This is a genomic window from Halosolutus halophilus, assembly GCF_022869805.1.
GTDB lineage: Archaea > Halobacteriota > Halobacteria > Halobacteriales > Natrialbaceae > Halosolutus > Halosolutus halophilus.
The window spans coordinates 26,605-44,219 of record NZ_CP094974.1; the positions used below are offsets into that span (position 1 = coordinate 26,605).

A 17,615-nucleotide genomic window follows, 5' to 3' on the forward strand; every position below is an offset into this window, starting at 1 on the left:
CGATCCATCAGTACGGCACCAGTCTACCGGCGGCTAAAAGTCCTGCTTTCCGTGGACGCGTGTGAGAACGATGGACATCACCCCTCGATCGGCCAGTCGAGCGGAGACGAACCGCCGACCTCGACGACTACCCTGGCCGTTCGGGACCGCTATCGCGGCCTCGTCGACCGTATTCGTCGCGTCGATCCGCCCGTGATCGCGGACCGCGTCCGGTCGCGGCAGGGGTCCGCCGTGTCTGACGTACGCATGACGATCGATGTCTGACATCCGGATGACTTCTCCCCCTCCCACGTCTCCCGATCGATATATTTTCGTCGTACAAATGCGTGCAAAATGTCTGACAGGGTTTTATGACTTCGACTGTGGTGGACCTTTGTGTCACGTTGCGTGACGATCTCTGCACGGTGAACACAATGACTGCAACACGAACGAACCACGGCGGAGCTGGGATCGACCCCGAGATGGAGACGGCAGTCGTCGCCCACGACTGGGAGAACGACACGTCGCTGTCTACGACCATCGTCTCGACCATTGCCGACCTCTCGGGGCGGGACCCGGCGGAACTCGATCGACTCTACGACCGGATCGATCCGGACAGCCTCGAGACGATCTTCGAACCTGCGAACGGGAGTACTCACCGGAACGGCGGTCGCGTCTCGTTTCGGCTGGACGCATACTCGATTACGGTGCACGCGAGCGGAACCGTCGTCGTTACGAAAGCGGGGTAACCGATCCGCGAGCCGCGCGTGGCGGTCGACGCGTCGTCCGACTGATAGCCTGGATGCGATCGACGACCAGTCGCGCGACCCGAACTGAGCGGTGATCGGCCCGATAGCGATCTTCTCGGACGCTGCCGACGCGTACTCGCCAGTAGAGCCCGCCGTCGCCGTTCCAGACGATCGGATCCAGCGGATCCGCGTCGCTCACCCGGACTCGCGGTCGCCGTCGGGCGATATCCGAATCGTTTTGCACACGTGTCGAGTAATGGGACTCGTGAGCAAGATTCGCCCCGAGGATCTGGACGAGAAGCTCTCGAACGGTGACTCGCCGTACGTTCTCGACATTCGACCCCGTGACGCGTACCAGCGGGATCGCATCGACGGGAGTCACAACGTCCCGGTTTACGGCCAGTTGCGACGGGGCGACGAGGACGAGTTCCGTCGATCGCTCGCGGACGTTCCCGACGACGCGACCGTCGTCACGGTCTGCAAGGCAGGAATCGTCGCACGCCGCGCGACGGCGGTACTCGAAGAAGAGGGGTACGACGCTGCGACGCTGGCCGGCGGCATGCGGGGCTGGAACGGGTACCAGAATGGATCGATCGGCTACCGCGTGGCGTCCGTGCTCGGTCGACTCCTCCCCTGACGACCGGATATCCACGTACGTGCATTACACCGCAAAGCCGAAAGCGTTTTTGAGCACGGATACGGGATTCAATGTAATGACCGCCTACACCGCGACGGTGACGGTTCGACTCAAACGCGGCGTTCTGGATCCCGAGGCCGAGACCACGAAACAGGCCCTAGAGCGCCTCGGCTTCGAACTCGAGGCCCTCCGGTCGGCCGATCGATTCGAGGTCGACCTCGACGCGACCTCCGCGGAGGCCGCCCGCGAACGTGCGAGCGAGATGGCAGAACGGCTGCTCGCGAATCCGACCATCCACGACTACGACGTGGAGGTCGACGAACGGTAGATGACGGTCGCAATACTCAGATTCGGCGGCTCGAACTGCGATCGCGACGCCGAGCGCGCGCTCGAACACCTCGGGATCGACGCCGAGATCGTCTGGCACGAGGACGGCCTGCCCGCAGAGACGACGGGCATCCTGCTTCCCGGTGGCTTCTCCTACGGCGACTACCTCCGGGCGGGGGCGATGGCCGCTCGATCGCCGATCATGGCCGAGGTCCGCGAGGCCGCCGCCGACGGCGTCCCCGTCCTCGGGGTCTGTAACGGGGCCCAGATCGGCTGCGAGTCGGGACTGACCGAGGGCGCGTTCACCACCAACGAGAGCGCCCGCTTCCAGTGTGAACGCGTCTTCCTCCGCGTCGAGCGGGACGACACGCCCTGGACCGACGCCTACGAGGAGGGAGCGGTCATCGAGGTGCCGATCGCCCACGGCGAAGGCCGGTACGAGATCGACGACGATCGGCTGGCCGAACTCGAGGACGACGATCGGATCCTCTTTCGGTACTGTGACGAGACCGGCGAGACTGGCCCGGACGCGAACCCGAACGGCTCGAAACACGACGTCGCGGGCATCCTCGGCGAGACCGACTCCGTCGCGGTCCTGATGCCCCACCCCGAACGCGCGACGCTGCCGGACGTCGGATCCACGGACGGACAGGGCGTCCTCCGTGGCTTCGAGTCGACTCGACGATGAGTCCCTCGTGGCGCGACTGGTCGAATTCGCCCTCGAGTCTGATCGCACGGAGCGCGCCGACGTCGAATCGGTTCGATCGGGGGTCGCCGGGACGGAGACGAGCGAGGGATCGGGTCGGTCCTGAGGCCCCGACGGGGCCCGGTTCGGAGTGGGCACCCGAGGGGCGCGGGCCGTCCGATTTCGGAACGCTTGTTGCTGATTGTCGGAACTAGTGACTGTGAGCCGTGCTCGACTCTTCGCATCCCTCTGTGGACTCGTCTTTCTCCTCAATCTCGCCAGAATCATCTTCGCACCGCTCCTGAACGTGTTTATCGAGGAGTTCGCGATCGGCGAGGCGACTGCTGGACTCATCGTGACCCTCGCGTGGGTCGGCAGCGCGTCCCTTCGGCTCCCCACCGGGTGGCTGCTCACGAAAGTCCCGCGATACTACGTGGTGGTCGGGTCCGGAGCGATCCTCACGGGGTCTGCCGCGCTCGCCGCGACCTCGACGACGGTTCCACACCTCATGATCGGAGCCTTCCTCATGGGTCTCGCCTCCGGCGTCTACTTCGTCTCGGCGAATCCGCTCCTGAGCGAACTGTACCCCGAACGCGTCGGACGCGTCGTGGGGATCCACGGGGCCGCCAGTCAGATCGCCGCGGTGATCGCCGCCCCGTTCGTCTTGCTCACGCTCCTGATCGACTGGCGACTCTCGCTGTGGGCGATCGCCGCCGGTGCGGCGGTGGTGACGGCCTACACGTGGCTCGCCGCGAGGCGAACCGAGATGCCGACGGCGGGGCAGTCCGATCGCGACTTCGTCGCCGGCGCGCTGTCGGAGTGGCGGCTCATCGTGACGGCGCTGGCGATCGTCGGCGCGGCGTCGTTCGTCTGGCAGGGCGTGTTCAACTTCTACGAACTGTACATGCAGTCGAAGGGACTCTCCGACCGGGCGGCGGGGACGATGCTCACGATAGTCTTCGCCGCCGGCGTTCCCGCGTTCTTCTTCGGCGGCGACCTGGCCGACAGGTTCCCGCAGGTCCCGTACCTGCTCGGGATCGTCGGGATGTTCTCCGCGAGCCTGCTCGCCTTGACGATGATCGACAGTCTGGTCGCACTCGTCGCGATCAGCGCGGTCATCGGCTTCGTCATTCACGCGCTGTTCCCCGCTACCGACACGTACCTCCTCGATACGCTCCCGGATTCGACCCGGGGGAGCGCCTACGCGGTGTTCAGTTCGATCTGGATGCTCACCCAGGCGATCGGCTCGTCCGTCCTCGGCCTGTTCATCGAACGCGACTACTCCTACGACGCGGTGTTCGCCAGCGCCGCACTCCTTCTGGGTGCGATGATCGTCGTTCTCGTCCTCCTCGAACGGACGGGACGGTTGCCGAGTTGATCCGTCGAAATTCGCCGATCGGCGCTCGGCGATCGTCGCGGCGAGGCAAAAGACGCTCCGCCGGTGACCGGGGCCCGTCTACCGCGTCAGCGGCTGGTTGAAACTCCGCTCGCGCTCCATCACGACCTCCCACGTCCGCTCGCAGTCACAGGAGACCTGCTCGAACACGGAGGGGTCCTGGCGGAGATCGAAGTCCTTGATCGCCTTCTGGACGAGGTCGTCGCACTCCCCGCAGTTGTGCGGCCCCCGATCGGAGCCGTGGCCGACCGGATCGGAGACGACGATGGCGTCGACGTCGGCGGTTTCCTCGAGGACGTGGGCGACCGACCAGAGCCACGGCGGCCGGTAGCCGTCGTTGAAGTAGAGTTCGTCGACCATGGTGTAGCGCTGAACGTTACACGGGTTCATCGAGACGGTGTGACAGCCCGCGACGTCGGCACAGCGCTCGATCGAGGAGCGCATGTCCTCGACCGCCTCGGATTCGGTGAGGAAGGGCGGCTTCATCAGGAGGTAGGCCTTGATCCCCGCCTCGGCGTCGCTGCCCGCGTCCGCGTCGGCTGCTGCGGCCTCCGCGCAGGCGTCTTCGAAGTCCGCGAAGTCGAAGTACTTGTTCACGCAGTCGTGGCGCACGCGATCGGTCGCCGTCTCGAGGCCGATCGCGACGTCGGTGTCGATCCCGCGTCCGGTGAAGTCCCCGATCTTCTCCCGGTCGACGAAGTCGGGCAGGGACTCGACGACCATCCGCTCGCGGTCGGCGAAGGTCTCCCCGATCGCCCGACGGGTCTCCGCGCCGACCTCGCGCTCGTCGAGGAAGGAGCCGGAGGTGTAGATCTTGATGAGATCGGCTTGCTCGTCTGCATTTTCCGCTTCGTGGTCGAGACAGACGTCGATCTGGTCCATCAGGGCCTCGTGGCTGACGCTCCCGCCGTCGACGCTCTCGGCGACGTAGCCACACATCGTACAGCCGCCGGCGCGGGCCCAGCGACAGCCGCCCGTGTTGAGAATGATCGTCAGGCTCCGTTTGACCCCGGTCGGCGTGTTGTCCTCGTCGAGCCAGACGCGGGTCGGCTCGTGGGGATCGTAGCTCGCCTCCTTGCGCGAGCGGATCTCCCGCATCACCTGGTTGTGGGCGTCCATGCCCTTGCCCTGCTCGTAGACCTCGGGCGTGGGTTTACTCATTGTACGGGGCAAGCGGTCCAGCGCGTAAAGCGCCTTCGTCTGGCCACGATCGCGCCACTCGCGGGGTCGAGGGCCAACAGAAGCGCGACTCGCTAGTCGCCCGGTTCGATGAGCGAACTCGATCGTCCCCGTTCGAGGACCGGGCTCGATCGTAATCTCTGGTACGCCGGGGCTGGCCCCTCACTCGAGACGCATCTCTCTGGTCTCGACGGCGTTGCAGGTCGGACAGGCGAACTGGTACCGGACGCGGCTTCCGGCGGCGGTGACGCGCCAGCCGCCGTCCTCGACGACGTAGCCACACTCCCCACAGCGGGCGTCCGACGCGTCGAACTTCGTCCGGAAGCGCTCGAACGGCGATCGGCGGATAGACATATGTTATCATATAACGTATGGCAGTATAACAATCGGGGTGGATCGACCGGGCCGAGGTGGGGCGTCTGGGGATGCCCCGTCGCTCGAATCACCGTGGTTCTTTAGGGATGCCCTTCCTATGTAGGCTTATGGACACTGTCGACGCGGGAGGCGGCGGGACGGACGCGACGGCAGCGACTGCTCTTGCACACGTCGTCGACCCCATCGTGGCGATCGCCGACGGGACGATCACGTACGCGAACGCGGCGGCCCGGGAGGCGTTCGACCTGTCGGCGGCCGACGACGGGACCGGTGAGAACGGAACGGGTCGCTGGGACGCGTCGTCCGCGTTCGCCCCCTTCTGGGACGCTCTCGAGGCGGCGATCGTGGAGACGACGGTCGGGACCGCTCGCGACGTCTCGATCGACCACGACCAGTACGACGCCCGCGTTCACAGGGGGGACGACGGGGTGACGATTACCTTCGAGTCCGCGGCGGACGACGAGACGCCGACGAGCGATCGCGCCGTCAAAGACCGGGCGATCAACGAGGCGCCGGTCGGGATCTCGATCTCCGATCCCGATCGCCCCGACAACCCGCTGGTCTACATCAACGACGCCTACGAGGAGTTGACCGGCTACGGCTTCGACGAGGTGGTCGGTCGGAACTGTCGGCTCCTGCAGGGCGAAGAGTCGGATCCCGACGCGATCGCCGAGATGCGGGCGGCGATCGACGGCGAGCGGCCCGTCACCGTCGAACTGAAGAACTACCGGAAGGACGGCACCGAGTTCTGGAACGAGGTGACGATCGCGCCCGTCCGCGACGACGCGGGCGAGGTCACCAACTACGTCGGCTTCCAGAACGACGTCACGGCGCGCAAAGAGGCCGAACTCGCACTCGAACGCCGGACCGAGGAACTCGAGTACATCCTCGATCGGGTGGAGGGGCTGATCCAGGACGTCACGGACGTCGTCGCGGGGTCGACCTCGCGATCGGAACTCGAGGCCGCGGTCTGTGACCGGATCGCCGCCGAGGCGGCCTACGACGGCGCGTGGATCGGGGAACGGAACCCGGCGATCGGGACGATCGAGGTGCGATCGAGCGCCGGCGTCGACCCCGACGACGTGTCGGCCGACGCGGATCATCCGGCCGCGGAGACGCTCGGGGCGAACGAGGCCACCGTGGGGACGGCCGGCGGGACGACCCACGCGGCGTTCCCGCTGACCTACAACGGCATCGAGTACGGCGTGTTGACGGTCTGTACGGACCGCGATCGTCCCGTCGACGAGCGGGAGGCGGTCATCCTCTCGGCGCTGGCCCGCGCCGTCGCGAGCGGCGTCAACGCACGCGAAACGAGCCGTATGCTCGCGACGGACGCCGTCGTCGCCGTCGACCTCGAACTCACCGATCGATCGGTCGCGCCGGTCGCCGTTTCGGCCGCAACCGGGAGTCACCTGGAGTATCGCCGATCGGTCCACCGCACCGGCGACGAGACGGCGTCGCTGTTTACGGCCACCGGTGTCAGTGCTGCGGATCTCACCGCGGCCGCGGACGACCTTTCGGGGGTCGACCTCGACGTGCTCGTCGAGCGCGACGAGGCCGACGGCTGCCTGGTCGAGTTGACCGGCGACGACGACCTCGTCGGGTGGCTCTCCGAACGCGGCGTCCGGACGCAGGCGATCGAGAGCGAGGACGGCCGCGCCCGACTGACCCTCGAGATCCCCCGATCGGCCAACGTGCGATCGATCGTCGAGGCCGTCGAGGACCGGTACGAGGGGACCGACGTCATCTCGTTCCAGCAGCGGGAACGCGAGGGTGAGACCCGCCAGGAGTTCGCGGCCCGCCTGGAGGAGCAGTTCACCGATCGGCAGTTCGGCGCGTTACAGCGGGCCTATCTCGGCGGGTACTTCGAGTGGCCCCGCCCGACGACCGGCGAGGAACTGGCCCAGACGATGGGCGTCTCCCGGCCGACCTTCCACGAACACCTCCGGACGGCCGAGGCCAAACTGTGCCGGGCGTTCTTCGGGGACGAGTGAGTTGCCCGCTCGACCCCGGTCCGCTTTTCGGAGGCGCTGTAACCCGTTGAACGGCTCCTTAACAGGGTGTAGTCGCCTCTTAGAGGAAAAGACGGTCGCCCCCGTTTATGTATCCCGACGTGGCAGCCGGGTTCATGCTCGAACTCGCAACAGCGACTCCGTTACAGGTCGGCGGCGGTGGGTTCCTGTACTGGGCAGTGATCTTCTTCGTGCTCGCGATCGTGGCCGCGGCCGTCGGTGCCCGTGGCGTCGCCGGCATCTCGATGGAGATCGCCCGGATCTTCGTGCTGATCTTCATCATCCTCGCGGTCGTCGCCTTGCTACTGTAACCCGGGGCTCACCGGCACACGCGCCGTAGTGCGCCTACCGCTCGTCGGGTCGCGAGTCGACCGTTCGTCGCCCCCGGCCGTCGCGCTCCGATCGAGACTCCTCGAGGCGGCCGACCGCGATCGGTTGTGGTTTCGAGTTCGCAGGATTTGCCTGCGCCCGGTGTCGTCCCGAACCGGTGACGTTTCGTCCCTTCGCCGCGTCGATCGCTCGTCGCGGTCGAAGGTGGCGTAACCGATCGTGGTTACACTACGTTGGGAACGACTAACACCTTCCACAGCATAGATAATAGATAGGGTTTACCATGACAGAACTCGGCGGTTTTCAAGACAGGGTCGCCCGCATCGATCTCTCGGACGGGGAGGTCGCGTACGAGTCGATCGACGACGAGGACGCGAAGAAGTATATCGGTGCACGCGGCCTGGGGGTAAAGCACGTCTTCGAACAGGGGCCGGACGTCGATCCGCTGGGGCCGGAGAACCTGCTGGCGTTCATGAACGGGCCGCTGTCGGGGACGCAGGTGACCATGAGCGGCCGGATCGCCGTCTGTACGAAGTCGCCGCTGACCGGGACGGTCACCGACAGCCACCACGGCGGCTGGTCCGGTGCCCGGCTGAAGTGGGCGGGCTTCGACGGCTTGCTGTTCGAGGGGCAGGCAGACGACCCGGTCTACGCCTACGTGGAGGACGGCGAGGTCGAACTCCGCGACGCGTCGGACCTCTGGGGCAAGGGCGTCCACGAGACCCGTGACGCGCTCGAGGAGGAGGTCGACGGCTCCTACGGGAAGAATCTGAGCTTCATGGGGATCGGCCCCGGCGGCGAGAACGAGGTCAAGTACGCCTGTATCATCAACGAGGACGACCGCGCCTCGGGCCGCGGCGGCACCGGCTGCGTGATGGGTAACAAGGGCCTGAAAGCGGTCGTCGTCAAGTCCTCGACGAAGATGCCCCAGCCGGCGGACCAGGAGACGTTCACGGAGGGCCACCAGCAGGCGATGCAGGCCATCCAGGAGTCGGAGGTCACCGCGCCCAACGAGGGCGGCCTCTCGATGTACGGGACGAACGTCCTGATGAACGTCACCGAGGAGATGTCCGGCCTCCCGACCAGGAACGGCAAGTACACCTCGACGCGCGACGCCGTCGATGACGGCTTCGCCGACGCCGACTTCGACGCCGAAAAGGTCTCGGGTGAGAACGTCCGCGAGAACATCCTGGTGGACGAGCCGACGTGTCACTCCTGTCCAGTCGCCTGCAAGAAGGAGGTCGAGGTGCAGACGATGCACAAGGGCGAGGAGATGAACGTCCGCATGGAGTCCTACGAGTACGAATCGGCGTTCGCCCTCGGTCCCAACTCAGGGCATACCGAGCGCGACGACATCGCCCTCATGATCGATCGGTGTAACGACATGGGCATCGACACGATCGAGACGGGTAACATGATGGCGATGGCGATGGAGATGACCGAGGAGGGCAAACTCGACGACCTCGACGACGATCTGGAGTGGGGCGACTCCGAGACGATGATCGAGATGATCGAGCGGATCGGTCACCGCGAGGACGACCTCGCCGACTTGCTGGCCGAGGGCCCGCGCAGAGTCGCCGAGAAGCGAAACGCCGAGGACAACTCGCTGGCGGTCAAAGGCCAGACGATCCCCGCGTACGATCCCCGGTGCATGAAAGGGATGGGGATCGGCTACGCCACCTCGAACCGCGGGGCCTGCCACCTGCGCGGGTACACCCCGGCGGCCGAGATCCTCGGCATCCCCGAGAAGGTCGATCCGTACGAGTACGAGGGGAAAGGCGAACTCACCGCGGAGTTCCAGAACCTCCACGCGATCAGCGACTCGTTCGACATCTGCAAGTTCAACGCGTTCGCCGAGGGCATCGAGGAGTACGTCCTCCAGTATAACGGGATGACCGGACTGGACGTCTCCGAGGAGGAACTGATGGAGGCCGGCGAGCGGGTCTACAACCTCGAGCGGTACTACAACAACCTCGCGGGCTTCGACGGGAGCGACGATTCGCTGCCGGAGCGCTTCCTCGAAGACGGCATCCGCGGTCAGGGTGCCAGCGAGGGCGAGTACTGCGAACTCGAGGAGATGAAAGCGGAGTACTACGACTACCGCGGCTGGGTCGACGGCGTCGTCCCCGACGAAAAACTCGCCGACCTCGGGATCGAGATCGGCCCCGGCACCGGCGTCAGTGCCGACGAGGGCGGTGCGGCGGCTCCCAGCGACGACTGATCGGTCGAACGGTCATCGCGAACCCGCAGTCTCCGACGGATAGCGCGACGCGACCGCCCTTCTCGATTCGATCGGCACCGCTCAATTCTTCCACAACCGCCAGCACGCGCGGTACAGCGTCCACATGTCACAGTCGAGGCGTTCCGCGAGCGAGCGACAGGTTTCGAGGTACGTCCAGTACTCCGAAACCGACGGCGGATCCGGGTAGGGATCGGTGAGTCGGCCGTGATCGCGAAGCACCGTCCACTCGCGCTCGCCGACGACGATGCACGCGTCGGGATCGGCAAACAGCAAGAACGCGGACGCGATCGGGACGTCGACGCCGTCGAGGGCCGTCAACCGATCGATCCGATCGGCCGGGTCGATCGCCGAGGTGACGTCGTCGAGCGCGTCCCGGACGTCTTCGAAGTCGTTCCGACCGAACCGCTCTTCGCGCTCTCGGCGCTCGGCGTTCGGAACCGAACCGAGAAACCGCCGGTAGTACCACTGGACGACCCACTCGACGTCTCGCCAGCCGAATTCGCCGGCCTCGAAGGCCGCCGGGAGCGTCTCGATTCCTTCCTGCTCGACGGCGTACAGGGGCTCGCGCTCCCGGTACTCGTCGGCTTTCGTCGTGACGGTCGACCGAGTGAGCGCCATCGTCCGCGAGGCTACGCGGCGACGATCCGTGAGCGTTTCCCCGTACCGGGTTTCGCGCGAGTGGTCGTGGCGATCGGCCCCGTCTCGCCGACTTCGCATGCCAGAAAGACTCATACCAATGGACACCAACTATATACGTGGAACTCGGCCCGCGGTCCGAAACCTAGAAAACCAGAACAATGTCCAGTGACGAACACGATCCAGTCAAGACGATCTGCCCGTACTGCGGAGTCGGCTGCGGGATTCAGGTCCAGCAGGGCGAGGAGCCAGGTGACGTACAGTTCATGCCGTGGGGTGACGCGCCGGTCAACGAGGGCCGCATCTGCATCAAAGGTGGCGCGGCGACGGAGGTCGTCGACCACGAGGATCGACTCACCGAGCCGCTGATAAAGGACGACGGTGAGTTCCGCGAGGCGACCTGGGAGGAGGCCTACGATCGAATCGTCGGCGAACTCGAACGGATCCGCGCGGAGTACGACCCGGACGCGATGGGCTTTTTCGGCTCGTCGAAGACGATGAACGAGGAGAACTACCTCCTCCAGAAGCTGGCTCGCCGCTACGGCACCAACAACGTCGACAACTGCACGCGGATGTGTCACGCGTCGACCGTCTGGGCGCTCCGTACGAGTCTGGGGGCGGGCGCGATGACCAACAGCATGCGCGACCTCAGGGAGGAAGGCGACGTGTTCTGGATCCAGGGGGCGAACCCGGGCGAACAGCACCCGATCGCCAACAGCCAGTACTTCCGGCAAGCCGTCCTCGAGGGGGCGACCGTCATCCAGGTCGATCCGCACGCGAACAAGACGACGCGATCGTTCCAGATCGACGACACCGATCGCCACATGCACCTCCAGTTGAACCCGGGAACGGACATCCCGCTCCTGAATATCGTCCTCAAGACGATCCTCGAGAACCACGAGGAAAACCCCGACGAGGGGTGGATCGACGAGGAGTTCATCGAGGAACGTACGGACGGGTTCGACCACCTGACGGAGACGCTCGAGGACTTCGACAAGGAGGCGGCGGCCGAGGAGTGTGGCGTCCCGCTCGCGGACATCGAACTGGCGGCCGAGAAGTACGCCACGGCGGACAACGCGGCCATCTTCACCGGGATGGGGATGAGCCAGCACGCCTGCGGCGTGGATAACGTGCAAAACGAGATCAACCTGGCGCTGATTACGGGGAACGTCGGCCGCCCCGGAACCGGCGTCAATCCGCTTCGCGGGCAGAACAACGTCCAGGGCACCTGTGACGTCGGCGCGATGCCGAACGTCCTGCCGGGCTACCAGCTCGTCGACGACGACGAGGCCCGCGAGGCCGTCGAGGACGTCTGGGGGTTCGACGTGCCCGACGAACCCGGCCTGACCAACGTCGAACTCTCCCACGAGTTCGGCGAGTCCGTCCACGGCCTGTACGTCATGGGCGAGAACCCCGTCATGTCGGAACCCGACGCCAACCGCGTCGCCGAGCGGATCCAGCGCCTCGAGTTCATGGTCGTCCAGGACATCTTCATGACCGAGACTGCGAAGTACGCCGACGTCGTGCTCCCGGCGACGACCTGGGCCGAGCGCGACGGCACAGTCACCAACACCGATCGCCGCGTCCAGCGGATGCGCGGCGTCGACAAAGTCCACGAGAACACGAAACACGACCTCGAGATCCTCTCGACGGTGGGGAGTCGCCTGTTCGGGAGCGAGGATTTCGAGTTCGACGATCCCGAGGACGTCTTCGAGGAACTCCGGCAGGTCTGTCCGATCTACCACGGGATGACCTACGACCTGCTCGGCGAGGAAGGGCTCCACTGGCCCTGCTACGAACCGGGCGACGAGGGCGATCCGTACCTCTACGAGAACGAGTTCGACACCGAGAGCGGCCTGGGACACATCGAGGGGGTCAGTCACCAGCCGCCCCGGGAGACGCCGGACGACGAGTACCCGCTGATCCTGACGACCGCTCGCCTCGAGGAGCACTACAACACGGGGACGATGAGCCGCCGATCGCCGACGCTGAACCGCCAGACGCCCGAGAATTTCGTCGACGTTCACCCCAACGACGCCGAACGGTACGGCATCGAGGACGGCGAGGACGTCGTCCTCAAATCCCGCCGTGGCGAGATCACGGTCGCGGCACAGGTCACCGACGACATCAAGGAAGGATCGGTCTGGACGACCCCGCACTTCGCGGCCGCCTCGGCCAACAAACTCACGAACGACGTCCTCGACGAACGGGCGAAGATCCCCGAGTACAAGGCCGCAGCCGCGGAGATCGAGGTCGGGATCGAGCCCGCCGACGCGGACGCGGAATCGGCGGCCGACGACTGACGGCTCGACGGGGTCGTTTCCCCGATCAGTCTCACCCCTCCGGACGCTACTTTCAGCCGATACCAGTCACACGATAAATATTTATACTTTCGTTTGACTTTGGGCAGTATGGGATTCGCGAATCAGTGGAAGGGTGTCAACCGGTATATGATACGGGATCCGGGGGTGTTCTTTACGGAGTACGACGAAACGCACGGGATCGGCTATCCGATCGCGTTCATGCTGGTCTCGTTCGTCGCCGTCATGGTACCGCTCGCGGTGCTCTCTGCTGTACTGAACGTCACGGCACCGGGCGAGGCGGCTATCGGTCTGGTGGCCTTCCTGGTACTCGGGGTCGTGTTCTGGATCCTGGGACTCATCGAGGCGCTGCTCGCGCACGCAATCGCGTATCTGTTCGGTGCACGGGGGGTGGCGAGAACGCTCGAAGCGTACGCGTTCCCGACCGTCGTCCGGTACGGTCTGTGGTGGATTCCGCTCGTCAACTTCGTCGGTCTCTACGGGTTCTACCTCCAGATCAAGGGAGTGGCCGAGTTCCACGACATTTCGACCGGAAAAGCCGCGATCGCCGGCCTTTTCGCGTCGGTCCTGTATTTCCTCCCCGTCATCGTCGTCCTCGCCGCCGTGATCGCCACGTTCGTCCTCGACCTCGGCGAACCGGCTAACCCGGCGCCGGCCATGCTCCTGTTCGAGCACGTCGCGTAGCCGACGCGTACGGGGCTCTCGATCGGCGGCAGTTTTCCGGGGCTCGAGGGGGACCTGTAGCGATCGATCGGGCCGCCCGTCGCCGGAGTCCGGTCCCGGACCCTGACCCGGCCCGAGCAACGAGCATATGCCGGTTCCACCCCTATGCCGGGTATCGTGATGGCCACCACCCACGTCTTCGCCGGGCTCGTGTTCGCGGCCGTCGTCGCCCTGGTCGCGCCGCAGTTCGCGGTCGTGGTCGCCGTCGCGGCGATCGTCGGCGGGCTCTTCCCCGACTTCGATCTGTACGCGGGCCACCGGAAGACGCTGCACTTCCCCGTCTACTACTGGCTGCTCGCCCTCCCGACGGCGCTCGCGGCGGTGCTCGTTCCGACCGAGACGACCGTCGCCCTCGCGGTCTGTCTGGTCGCCGCCGGCCTCCACTCGGTAATGGATCACTTTGGAGGCGGTCTCGAACGCAAGCCGTGGCTGGGAACCTCGGAGCGGGCGGTCTACAGTCACTACCACGGCCGCTGGCTTCCGCCGCGTCGCTGGGTCGGCTACGACGGGTCGCCGGCGGATCTCGCACTCGCCGGCGTGCTCGCGCTGCCCGCCCTGACCGTCTTCGACGGCAGCGTCCGGCGGGTCCTGCTCGCGTTGCTCGCGATCTCGATCGGGTACACGCTCGTTCGAAAACCGCTGGTGAGCGTCGGCGAGTGGCTGGTCGATCGCGCCCCCGCGTCCGTCCTGTCGGCCGTCCCGGAGCGGTTCGTGCCGATCGACGACGAGCGCGATCACGCGGCCGACTGATCCGGCACTGCCGATCGGGGCGAAATAGGGCACAGGAGAAGCCGTCAGCCCGGCGGAATCAGTGCAGGAGGGCGCTCGATGTCGACCCGGTTCGGAGCCGGTTCGACGCTGCCCGCGTCGATCGGCGCTGGAGCGGACGAGCGCGTCCCCGAACGCACGCCGGGTCGATCAGTCACCGGCGACGGCGGGCATCGACTCGGAGTCGGAGCCGGTGTCCGGCTGCGTCAGTTCGATCTCGACGCCGCCGGTATCGCCGACGGAGACGACGACGTCGTCGAAGCACCGGTGATACTCCGTGGCGTGCTTGCCGGAGGTGTTGATCCGGACCCGCTCTTCGACGAGGTCGGCGTCGGCCAGTTTCTCGACTTTCCGGTAGGCGGTCGAGGTCGGGATGTCACACTGCTCGGCGAGTTCGGTCGCTGTCAGGGCCTCGCCGGTCGTCGCTTCGAGGATCGCACGGCAGCCGTCGTCGTCCAGTGCGGAGAGGACCGCCTGCGCGTCGAGGTCGTCGTCGGTTGGCCACCCTGGCTGCTTCGTGGGACTGCGTTTCATCGGTGACATCGGTTTCTATCCGTTACTTCCGGCCGGGCCCCCTCCAATTGAGTCCCAATAAATACAGGGTGCTTTATATGGTGGTCCGGAATTCGGGCGTGTGAACCTCACACAGTGGCGTCTCGCGCTCCGCGCCAGCGATGACTGGCCACCGTTCGAACGACGGGTCCGGCCGGACGGGAATCGTCGAGAACGATGCGGGCCCGGAGACGCAGAACTCGATATGGGCTCGAGACACCGATCGCCAGCGCGGTGACGGCTGAACGGAGACCGATCGGCGGTGGGTTTAGGGTCGCGGCCTCCGAAGCACCGACAATGCCGTCGGGAATTCGTGCGGAGATCCGGATCGACGATCCGGACGGGTGTGTAGTCGCGCAAGCGGCTGCGGAGGTCGACGGAACGGCACAGTCGGTGACGAAGAGCGTCGACCCGACCTCGCCCGACCGGATGACCGAGGAGTTCATGCTCGAGGCCGAGGAATCCCCCGACGAGTTCGACACCGACGTCGACCTCGCGGAGATCTTCTCCTACGGTTCGAACTCGGTCTACCGGTACCAGCGCGACCTCGAACGCGGCTGTCCCTGCGAGGCGATCGAGCAGTTCGACTGTCCCGTCGTCGACGTCCGCGCGCAGGGATCGGCGCTGTACCTCACGTTTCACGCTCCGGACATGGAGGGGCTACAGGCCATCATCGGTGCGCTCCAGGATCGTCACTCGAACCTCGACGTCCAGCGACTCCTCCAGTCCGAGCAGGACCACGCCGAGCAACACCTCGTGTTCGTCGATCGAAACACGCTGACCAGCCGCCAGCTGGAAGTCCTCGAGACGGCCCACGAGATGGGCTACTTCGACCACCCGAAACGGGCGAACGCCGGCGAGGTCGCGGCCGAACTCGAAATCTCCGGGACGACGTTCACCGAGCACCTCGCTGCCGCACAGACGAAACTTCTCGACGCGATCCTCGACGCCTGACTCTGCTCCCGTAAGAACGCTTCGGGAACTACTACCCGATAGTACCGAACCGCAATCCTATATATAGTGGACGCACAGCTATTACGTAGGCAATCAACAGTTCGTCAACACACCCCGTCATGAGCAGATACGAGTTTACGTGTCCCGAATGTGGGCAAGAGATCGAGGTCAACGAGTCGATGCGTGAGGCGACTCTCTCTCACGGCTGTCCGGTCTGTGGTGCGAACGTCTCCCCGGCGGACTTCGTCGCCGAACAGCCGACGAACTGACCTCGGCTGCGCCGGCGCGTCAGTTCCGTGTTCGTACGCTACTCGTCCCGATCGACTTCCGTTCGGCGTCCGTCGAGCGTCTCCGGGTCGAGTCGGTAGAGTTCGATGCTCAGCGCGTCTTTTCCCTCGGCCCAGATTTCGAACAGCGGCCGTTTCGCATCGCCGTACTGGGCGATCTGGCCCGGCGTGAGATCGTTCGGGTCGATGCTCTCGAGGGTTCCCTTCGCGATGACGCTCCGGTAGGTCGATTCGGCCTCGTCGTAGACGACGAGTCGGCTCTGGGGCGTCGATGCCAGGAACTCGCGTTTTTCGCTCTCCGGCGTCGACACAAGTCGCATGTAGAAGACTCGGCTTTCCTCGTCGTAGCCGTAGGAGATCGGAATCGCGTACGGCTCGTTGTCCCGGGCCAGCGATAGCACTCCAGTTTCGCGATGACCGAGGAACTCGTCGATTTCCGCGTCGGTCATGTCGGCTTCCTTGTCGATAGCCATCGTCTCGTTGCTTTGCCAAAGGAGAAACACTATCTTTAGAGTTGCCATCGTCACCGACGGGTCCCGCACGGCCGCTGGCCGTGCTCCACGGGATCGTCCCGGCGGATATCGGCCCCTACTCGCTCTCGTCGTCGGTCCCGACGAGGATCGGTTCGCGAATCTCGAGGGCCGTCTCGAACTCCGGTTCCCGATCGAGCCGGCGTCCGACCCGTAACAGCTGTTCCTCGTGCGCCCGGCGGACGGCCGACAGTTCGCGGTCCTCGAATCCGAGTTCGTCGCCGATCGCCTCCCAGTGACCGGGATCGACGAGAAACGCCTCGAACGTCTCTCCGTCGTGGACCCGCTCGTACTCGCGACGGTACCGCTCGCGTTCCGCCGCCAGTAGCTCCTGCGTGAGGTCGACGAGGTCGGGGAGCCGGGTCCCCGGCACGCTCGCCTTCGCGGCCGTGAGCAAGAGCACCTGCCCCTCGATCGGTTCGCCCGCCATCAGCCACCCGCGCGCATCGCTTTCCGTGCGAAGTCCTCGACGAGCGGGTCCAGCGTTTCCGCCTCGCCCTCGAAGACGACCGTCACTTCCGTCAGCGTCAGCGAGGGGCCGATCCCGACGGATTCGGAGGATATCGACGCCGACCAGTCCTCGCCCTCGACCGTGCTGTCGTCGACGCGCTCGCCGCCCAGGTTCGTCAGGTACCGGATCGCGAGGCGTTCGGAGATGCCGCGAAAGGAGCGCTCGATACGTGTTCCCATGCCGGTCAGTTGGGCACCTGGCCGGTTAAATTCGCCTGTCGTTCGATCGTCTCGCTGCCGCCCCTGGACTCCGGAGTCGGCCCGTCGAGATCCGGATACTGGCCGTATAGCTCCAGTACGGTCCCGACGATCGCTACGGCGAGTCCAGCCCGGCTACCGGTGGAGACGGGACTCCAGGCCGCGAGCAGGAGACGGCCGATCCCCAGGACCACGCACGCTCACTCGATCCTCGATCGGGTCTCG

General features: G+C 65.7%; 22 protein-coding genes. 13 read left to right on the forward strand and 9 right to left on the reverse strand.

Going from position 1 to position 17,615, the window contains the following annotated elements; all coding sequences use genetic code 11:
- Nucleotides 1–33 precede the first annotated feature (33 nt).
- Nucleotides 34–267: a hypothetical protein gene (locus MUG98_RS00165; protein WP_265110169.1), complete on the reverse strand. Its 234-nt coding sequence runs from the start codon at nt 265–267 to the stop codon at nt 34–36.
- A 146-nt stretch (nt 268–413) separates the two neighbouring features.
- On the opposite strand from MUG98_RS00165, the gene MUG98_RS00170 reads away from it, so the two are divergent.
- The 5 genes from MUG98_RS00170 to MUG98_RS00190 all read left to right on the forward strand — a co-directional run bounded on the left by MUG98_RS00170 (nt 414) and on the right by MUG98_RS00190 (nt 3,755).
- The gene (locus MUG98_RS00170) at nt 414–728 is read left to right on the forward strand and encodes a HalOD1 output domain-containing protein (RefSeq protein ID WP_265110170.1); all 315 of its coding nucleotides are present in this window, start codon (nt 414–416) and stop codon (nt 726–728) included.
- 265 nt (nt 729–993) lie between these two features.
- Complete coding sequence (locus tag MUG98_RS00175) at nt 994–1,365, forward strand: rhodanese-like domain-containing protein (RefSeq protein ID WP_265110171.1); 372 nt, start codon at nt 994–996, stop codon at nt 1,363–1,365.
- A 76-nt stretch (nt 1,366–1,441) separates the two neighbouring features.
- Entirely contained in the window at nt 1,442–1,693 is a 252-nt protein-coding gene (gene purS / locus MUG98_RS00180; RefSeq protein ID WP_265110172.1) for a phosphoribosylformylglycinamidine synthase subunit PurS, read from the forward strand.
- Nucleotides 1,694–2,380 carry a phosphoribosylformylglycinamidine synthase I gene (purQ, locus tag MUG98_RS00185; RefSeq protein ID WP_265110173.1) on the forward strand — a complete coding sequence of 229 codons (687 nt, stop codon included), beginning with the start codon at nt 1,694–1,696 and terminating at the stop codon, nt 2,378–2,380.
- A gap of 217 nt (nt 2,381–2,597) precedes the next feature.
- On the forward strand, nt 2,598–3,755 hold the full coding sequence (locus MUG98_RS00190; protein WP_265110174.1) for an MFS transporter: 1,158 nt from the start codon (nt 2,598–2,600) through the stop codon (nt 3,753–3,755).
- A 78-nt stretch (nt 3,756–3,833) separates the two neighbouring features.
- Here MUG98_RS00190 and MUG98_RS00195 read toward each other — a convergent pair whose 3' ends face one another.
- Together MUG98_RS00195 and MUG98_RS00200 are read right to left on the reverse strand one after the other, a co-directional pair.
- Entirely contained in the window at nt 3,834–4,934 is a 1,101-nt protein-coding gene (locus tag MUG98_RS00195) for an archaeosine biosynthesis radical SAM protein RaSEA (protein ID WP_265110175.1), read from the reverse strand.
- Nucleotides 4,935–5,114: 180 nt separating this feature from the next.
- The gene (locus MUG98_RS00200) at nt 5,115–5,306 is read right to left on the reverse strand and encodes an HVO_0649 family zinc finger protein (protein WP_265110176.1); all 192 of its coding nucleotides are present in this window, start codon (nt 5,304–5,306) and stop codon (nt 5,115–5,117) included.
- A 128-nt stretch (nt 5,307–5,434) separates the two neighbouring features.
- On the opposite strand from MUG98_RS00200, the gene MUG98_RS00205 reads away from it, so the two are divergent.
- The 3 genes from MUG98_RS00205 (at nt 5,435) to MUG98_RS00215 (ending at nt 9,890) form a co-directional block, all read left to right on the forward strand.
- Entirely contained in the window at nt 5,435–7,321 is a 1,887-nt protein-coding gene (locus MUG98_RS00205) for a bacterio-opsin activator domain-containing protein (protein ID WP_265110177.1), read from the forward strand.
- A 134-nt stretch (nt 7,322–7,455) separates the two neighbouring features.
- A complete protein-coding gene (locus MUG98_RS00210) occupies nt 7,456–7,650 on the forward strand; it encodes a DUF1328 family protein (protein WP_265112525.1) in 195 nt (64 codons plus the stop codon).
- A 302-nt stretch (nt 7,651–7,952) separates the two neighbouring features.
- Entirely contained in the window at nt 7,953–9,890 is a 1,938-nt protein-coding gene (locus MUG98_RS00215) for an aldehyde ferredoxin oxidoreductase family protein (RefSeq protein WP_265110178.1), read from the forward strand.
- A gap of 81 nt (nt 9,891–9,971) precedes the next feature.
- On the opposite strand, the gene MUG98_RS00220 is transcribed toward MUG98_RS00215, so the two are convergent.
- Complete coding sequence (locus tag MUG98_RS00220; RefSeq protein WP_265112526.1) at nt 9,972–10,529, reverse strand: hypothetical protein; 558 nt, start codon at nt 10,527–10,529, stop codon at nt 9,972–9,974.
- Nucleotides 10,530–10,708: 179 nt separating this feature from the next.
- Between MUG98_RS00220 and fdhF the strand changes: the two genes are divergently transcribed.
- The 3 genes from fdhF (at nt 10,709) to MUG98_RS00235 (ending at nt 14,341) form a co-directional block, all read left to right on the forward strand.
- Nucleotides 10,709–12,850 carry a formate dehydrogenase subunit alpha gene (gene fdhF / locus MUG98_RS00225; RefSeq protein ID WP_265110179.1) on the forward strand — a complete coding sequence of 714 codons (2,142 nt, stop codon included), beginning with the start codon at nt 10,709–10,711 and terminating at the stop codon, nt 12,848–12,850.
- Nucleotides 12,851–12,958: 108 nt separating this feature from the next.
- Complete coding sequence (locus MUG98_RS00230; protein WP_265110180.1) at nt 12,959–13,552, forward strand: YIP1 family protein; 594 nt, start codon at nt 12,959–12,961, stop codon at nt 13,550–13,552.
- 156 nt (nt 13,553–13,708) lie between these two features.
- On the forward strand, nt 13,709–14,341 hold the full coding sequence (locus MUG98_RS00235; RefSeq protein ID WP_265110181.1) for a metal-dependent hydrolase: 633 nt from the start codon (nt 13,709–13,711) through the stop codon (nt 14,339–14,341).
- A 168-nt stretch (nt 14,342–14,509) separates the two neighbouring features.
- Here the strand turns inward: MUG98_RS00235 and MUG98_RS00240 are convergent, their stop codons facing one another.
- Nucleotides 14,510–14,893: a winged helix-turn-helix domain-containing protein gene (locus MUG98_RS00240; protein ID WP_265110182.1), complete on the reverse strand. Its 384-nt coding sequence runs from the start codon at nt 14,891–14,893 to the stop codon at nt 14,510–14,512.
- 315 nt (nt 14,894–15,208) lie between these two features.
- Here MUG98_RS00240 and MUG98_RS00245 point away from each other — a divergent pair, with 315 nt between their 5' ends.
- Both MUG98_RS00245 and MUG98_RS00250 read left to right on the forward strand, forming a co-directional pair.
- A complete protein-coding gene (locus MUG98_RS00245; protein ID WP_265110183.1) occupies nt 15,209–15,865 on the forward strand; it encodes a helix-turn-helix domain-containing protein in 657 nt (218 codons plus the stop codon).
- A 119-nt stretch (nt 15,866–15,984) separates the two neighbouring features.
- The gene (locus MUG98_RS00250; RefSeq protein ID WP_265110184.1) at nt 15,985–16,134 is read left to right on the forward strand and encodes a DUF7560 family zinc ribbon protein; all 150 of its coding nucleotides are present in this window, start codon (nt 15,985–15,987) and stop codon (nt 16,132–16,134) included.
- Nucleotides 16,135–16,172: 38 nt separating this feature from the next.
- Here MUG98_RS00250 and MUG98_RS00255 read toward each other — a convergent pair whose 3' ends face one another.
- From MUG98_RS00255 to MUG98_RS00270, 4 genes are all read right to left on the reverse strand, one after another.
- Nucleotides 16,173–16,625, reverse strand: coding sequence for a pyridoxamine 5'-phosphate oxidase family protein (locus tag MUG98_RS00255; RefSeq protein ID WP_265110185.1), 453 nt, complete (start codon nt 16,623–16,625; stop codon nt 16,173–16,175).
- 115 nt (nt 16,626–16,740) lie between these two features.
- A complete protein-coding gene (locus MUG98_RS00260) occupies nt 16,741–17,112 on the reverse strand; it encodes a DUF8048 family protein (RefSeq protein WP_265110186.1) in 372 nt (123 codons plus the stop codon).
- A complete protein-coding gene (locus tag MUG98_RS00265) occupies nt 17,112–17,372 on the reverse strand; it encodes a MoaD-like domain-containing protein (RefSeq protein WP_265110187.1) in 261 nt (86 codons plus the stop codon). Before MUG98_RS00265 ends, MUG98_RS00260 begins: the two co-directional genes overlap by 1 nt.
- Before the next feature lie 5 nt (nt 17,373–17,377).
- On the reverse strand, nt 17,378–17,584 hold the full coding sequence (locus MUG98_RS00270) for a hypothetical protein (RefSeq protein WP_265110188.1): 207 nt from the start codon (nt 17,582–17,584) through the stop codon (nt 17,378–17,380).
- Nucleotides 17,585–17,615: the final 31 nt, after the last annotated feature.

Coding starts and splice junctions, on each gene's coding strand:
- MUG98_RS00165 (WP_265110169.1), bottom strand. CDS start 267: ATGTCAGACATCGATCGTCATGCGTACGTCAGACACGGCGGACCCCTG.
- purS (WP_265110172.1), top strand. CDS start 1,442: ATGACCGCCTACACCGCGACGGTGACGGTTCGACTCAAACGCGGCGTT.
- MUG98_RS00230 (WP_265110180.1), top strand. CDS start 12,959: ATGGGATTCGCGAATCAGTGGAAGGGTGTCAACCGGTATATGATACGG.
- MUG98_RS00210 (WP_265112525.1), top strand. CDS start 7,456: ATGCTCGAACTCGCAACAGCGACTCCGTTACAGGTCGGCGGCGGTGGG.
- MUG98_RS00205 (WP_265110177.1), top strand. CDS start 5,435: ATGGACACTGTCGACGCGGGAGGCGGCGGGACGGACGCGACGGCAGCG.
- MUG98_RS00265 (WP_265110187.1), bottom strand. CDS start 17,372: ATGGGAACACGTATCGAGCGCTCCTTTCGCGGCATCTCCGAACGCCTC.
- MUG98_RS00170 (WP_265110170.1), top strand. CDS start 414: ATGACTGCAACACGAACGAACCACGGCGGAGCTGGGATCGACCCCGAG.
- MUG98_RS00260 (WP_265110186.1), bottom strand. CDS start 17,112: ATGGCGGGCGAACCGATCGAGGGGCAGGTGCTCTTGCTCACGGCCGCG.
- MUG98_RS00255 (WP_265110185.1), bottom strand. CDS start 16,625: ATGGCTATCGACAAGGAAGCCGACATGACCGACGCGGAAATCGACGAG.
- MUG98_RS00250 (WP_265110184.1), top strand. CDS start 15,985: ATGAGCAGATACGAGTTTACGTGTCCCGAATGTGGGCAAGAGATCGAG.
- MUG98_RS00195 (WP_265110175.1), bottom strand. CDS start 4,934: ATGAGTAAACCCACGCCCGAGGTCTACGAGCAGGGCAAGGGCATGGAC.
- MUG98_RS00200 (WP_265110176.1), bottom strand. CDS start 5,306: ATGTCTATCCGCCGATCGCCGTTCGAGCGCTTCCGGACGAAGTTCGAC.
- purQ (WP_265110173.1), top strand. CDS start 1,694: ATGACGGTCGCAATACTCAGATTCGGCGGCTCGAACTGCGATCGCGAC.
- fdhF (WP_265110179.1), top strand. CDS start 10,709: ATGTCCAGTGACGAACACGATCCAGTCAAGACGATCTGCCCGTACTGC.
- MUG98_RS00220 (WP_265112526.1), bottom strand. CDS start 10,529: ATGGCGCTCACTCGGTCGACCGTCACGACGAAAGCCGACGAGTACCGG.
- MUG98_RS00215 (WP_265110178.1), top strand. CDS start 7,953: ATGACAGAACTCGGCGGTTTTCAAGACAGGGTCGCCCGCATCGATCTC.
- MUG98_RS00240 (WP_265110182.1), bottom strand. CDS start 14,893: ATGAAACGCAGTCCCACGAAGCAGCCAGGGTGGCCAACCGACGACGAC.
- MUG98_RS00245 (WP_265110183.1), top strand. CDS start 15,209: ATGCCGTCGGGAATTCGTGCGGAGATCCGGATCGACGATCCGGACGGG.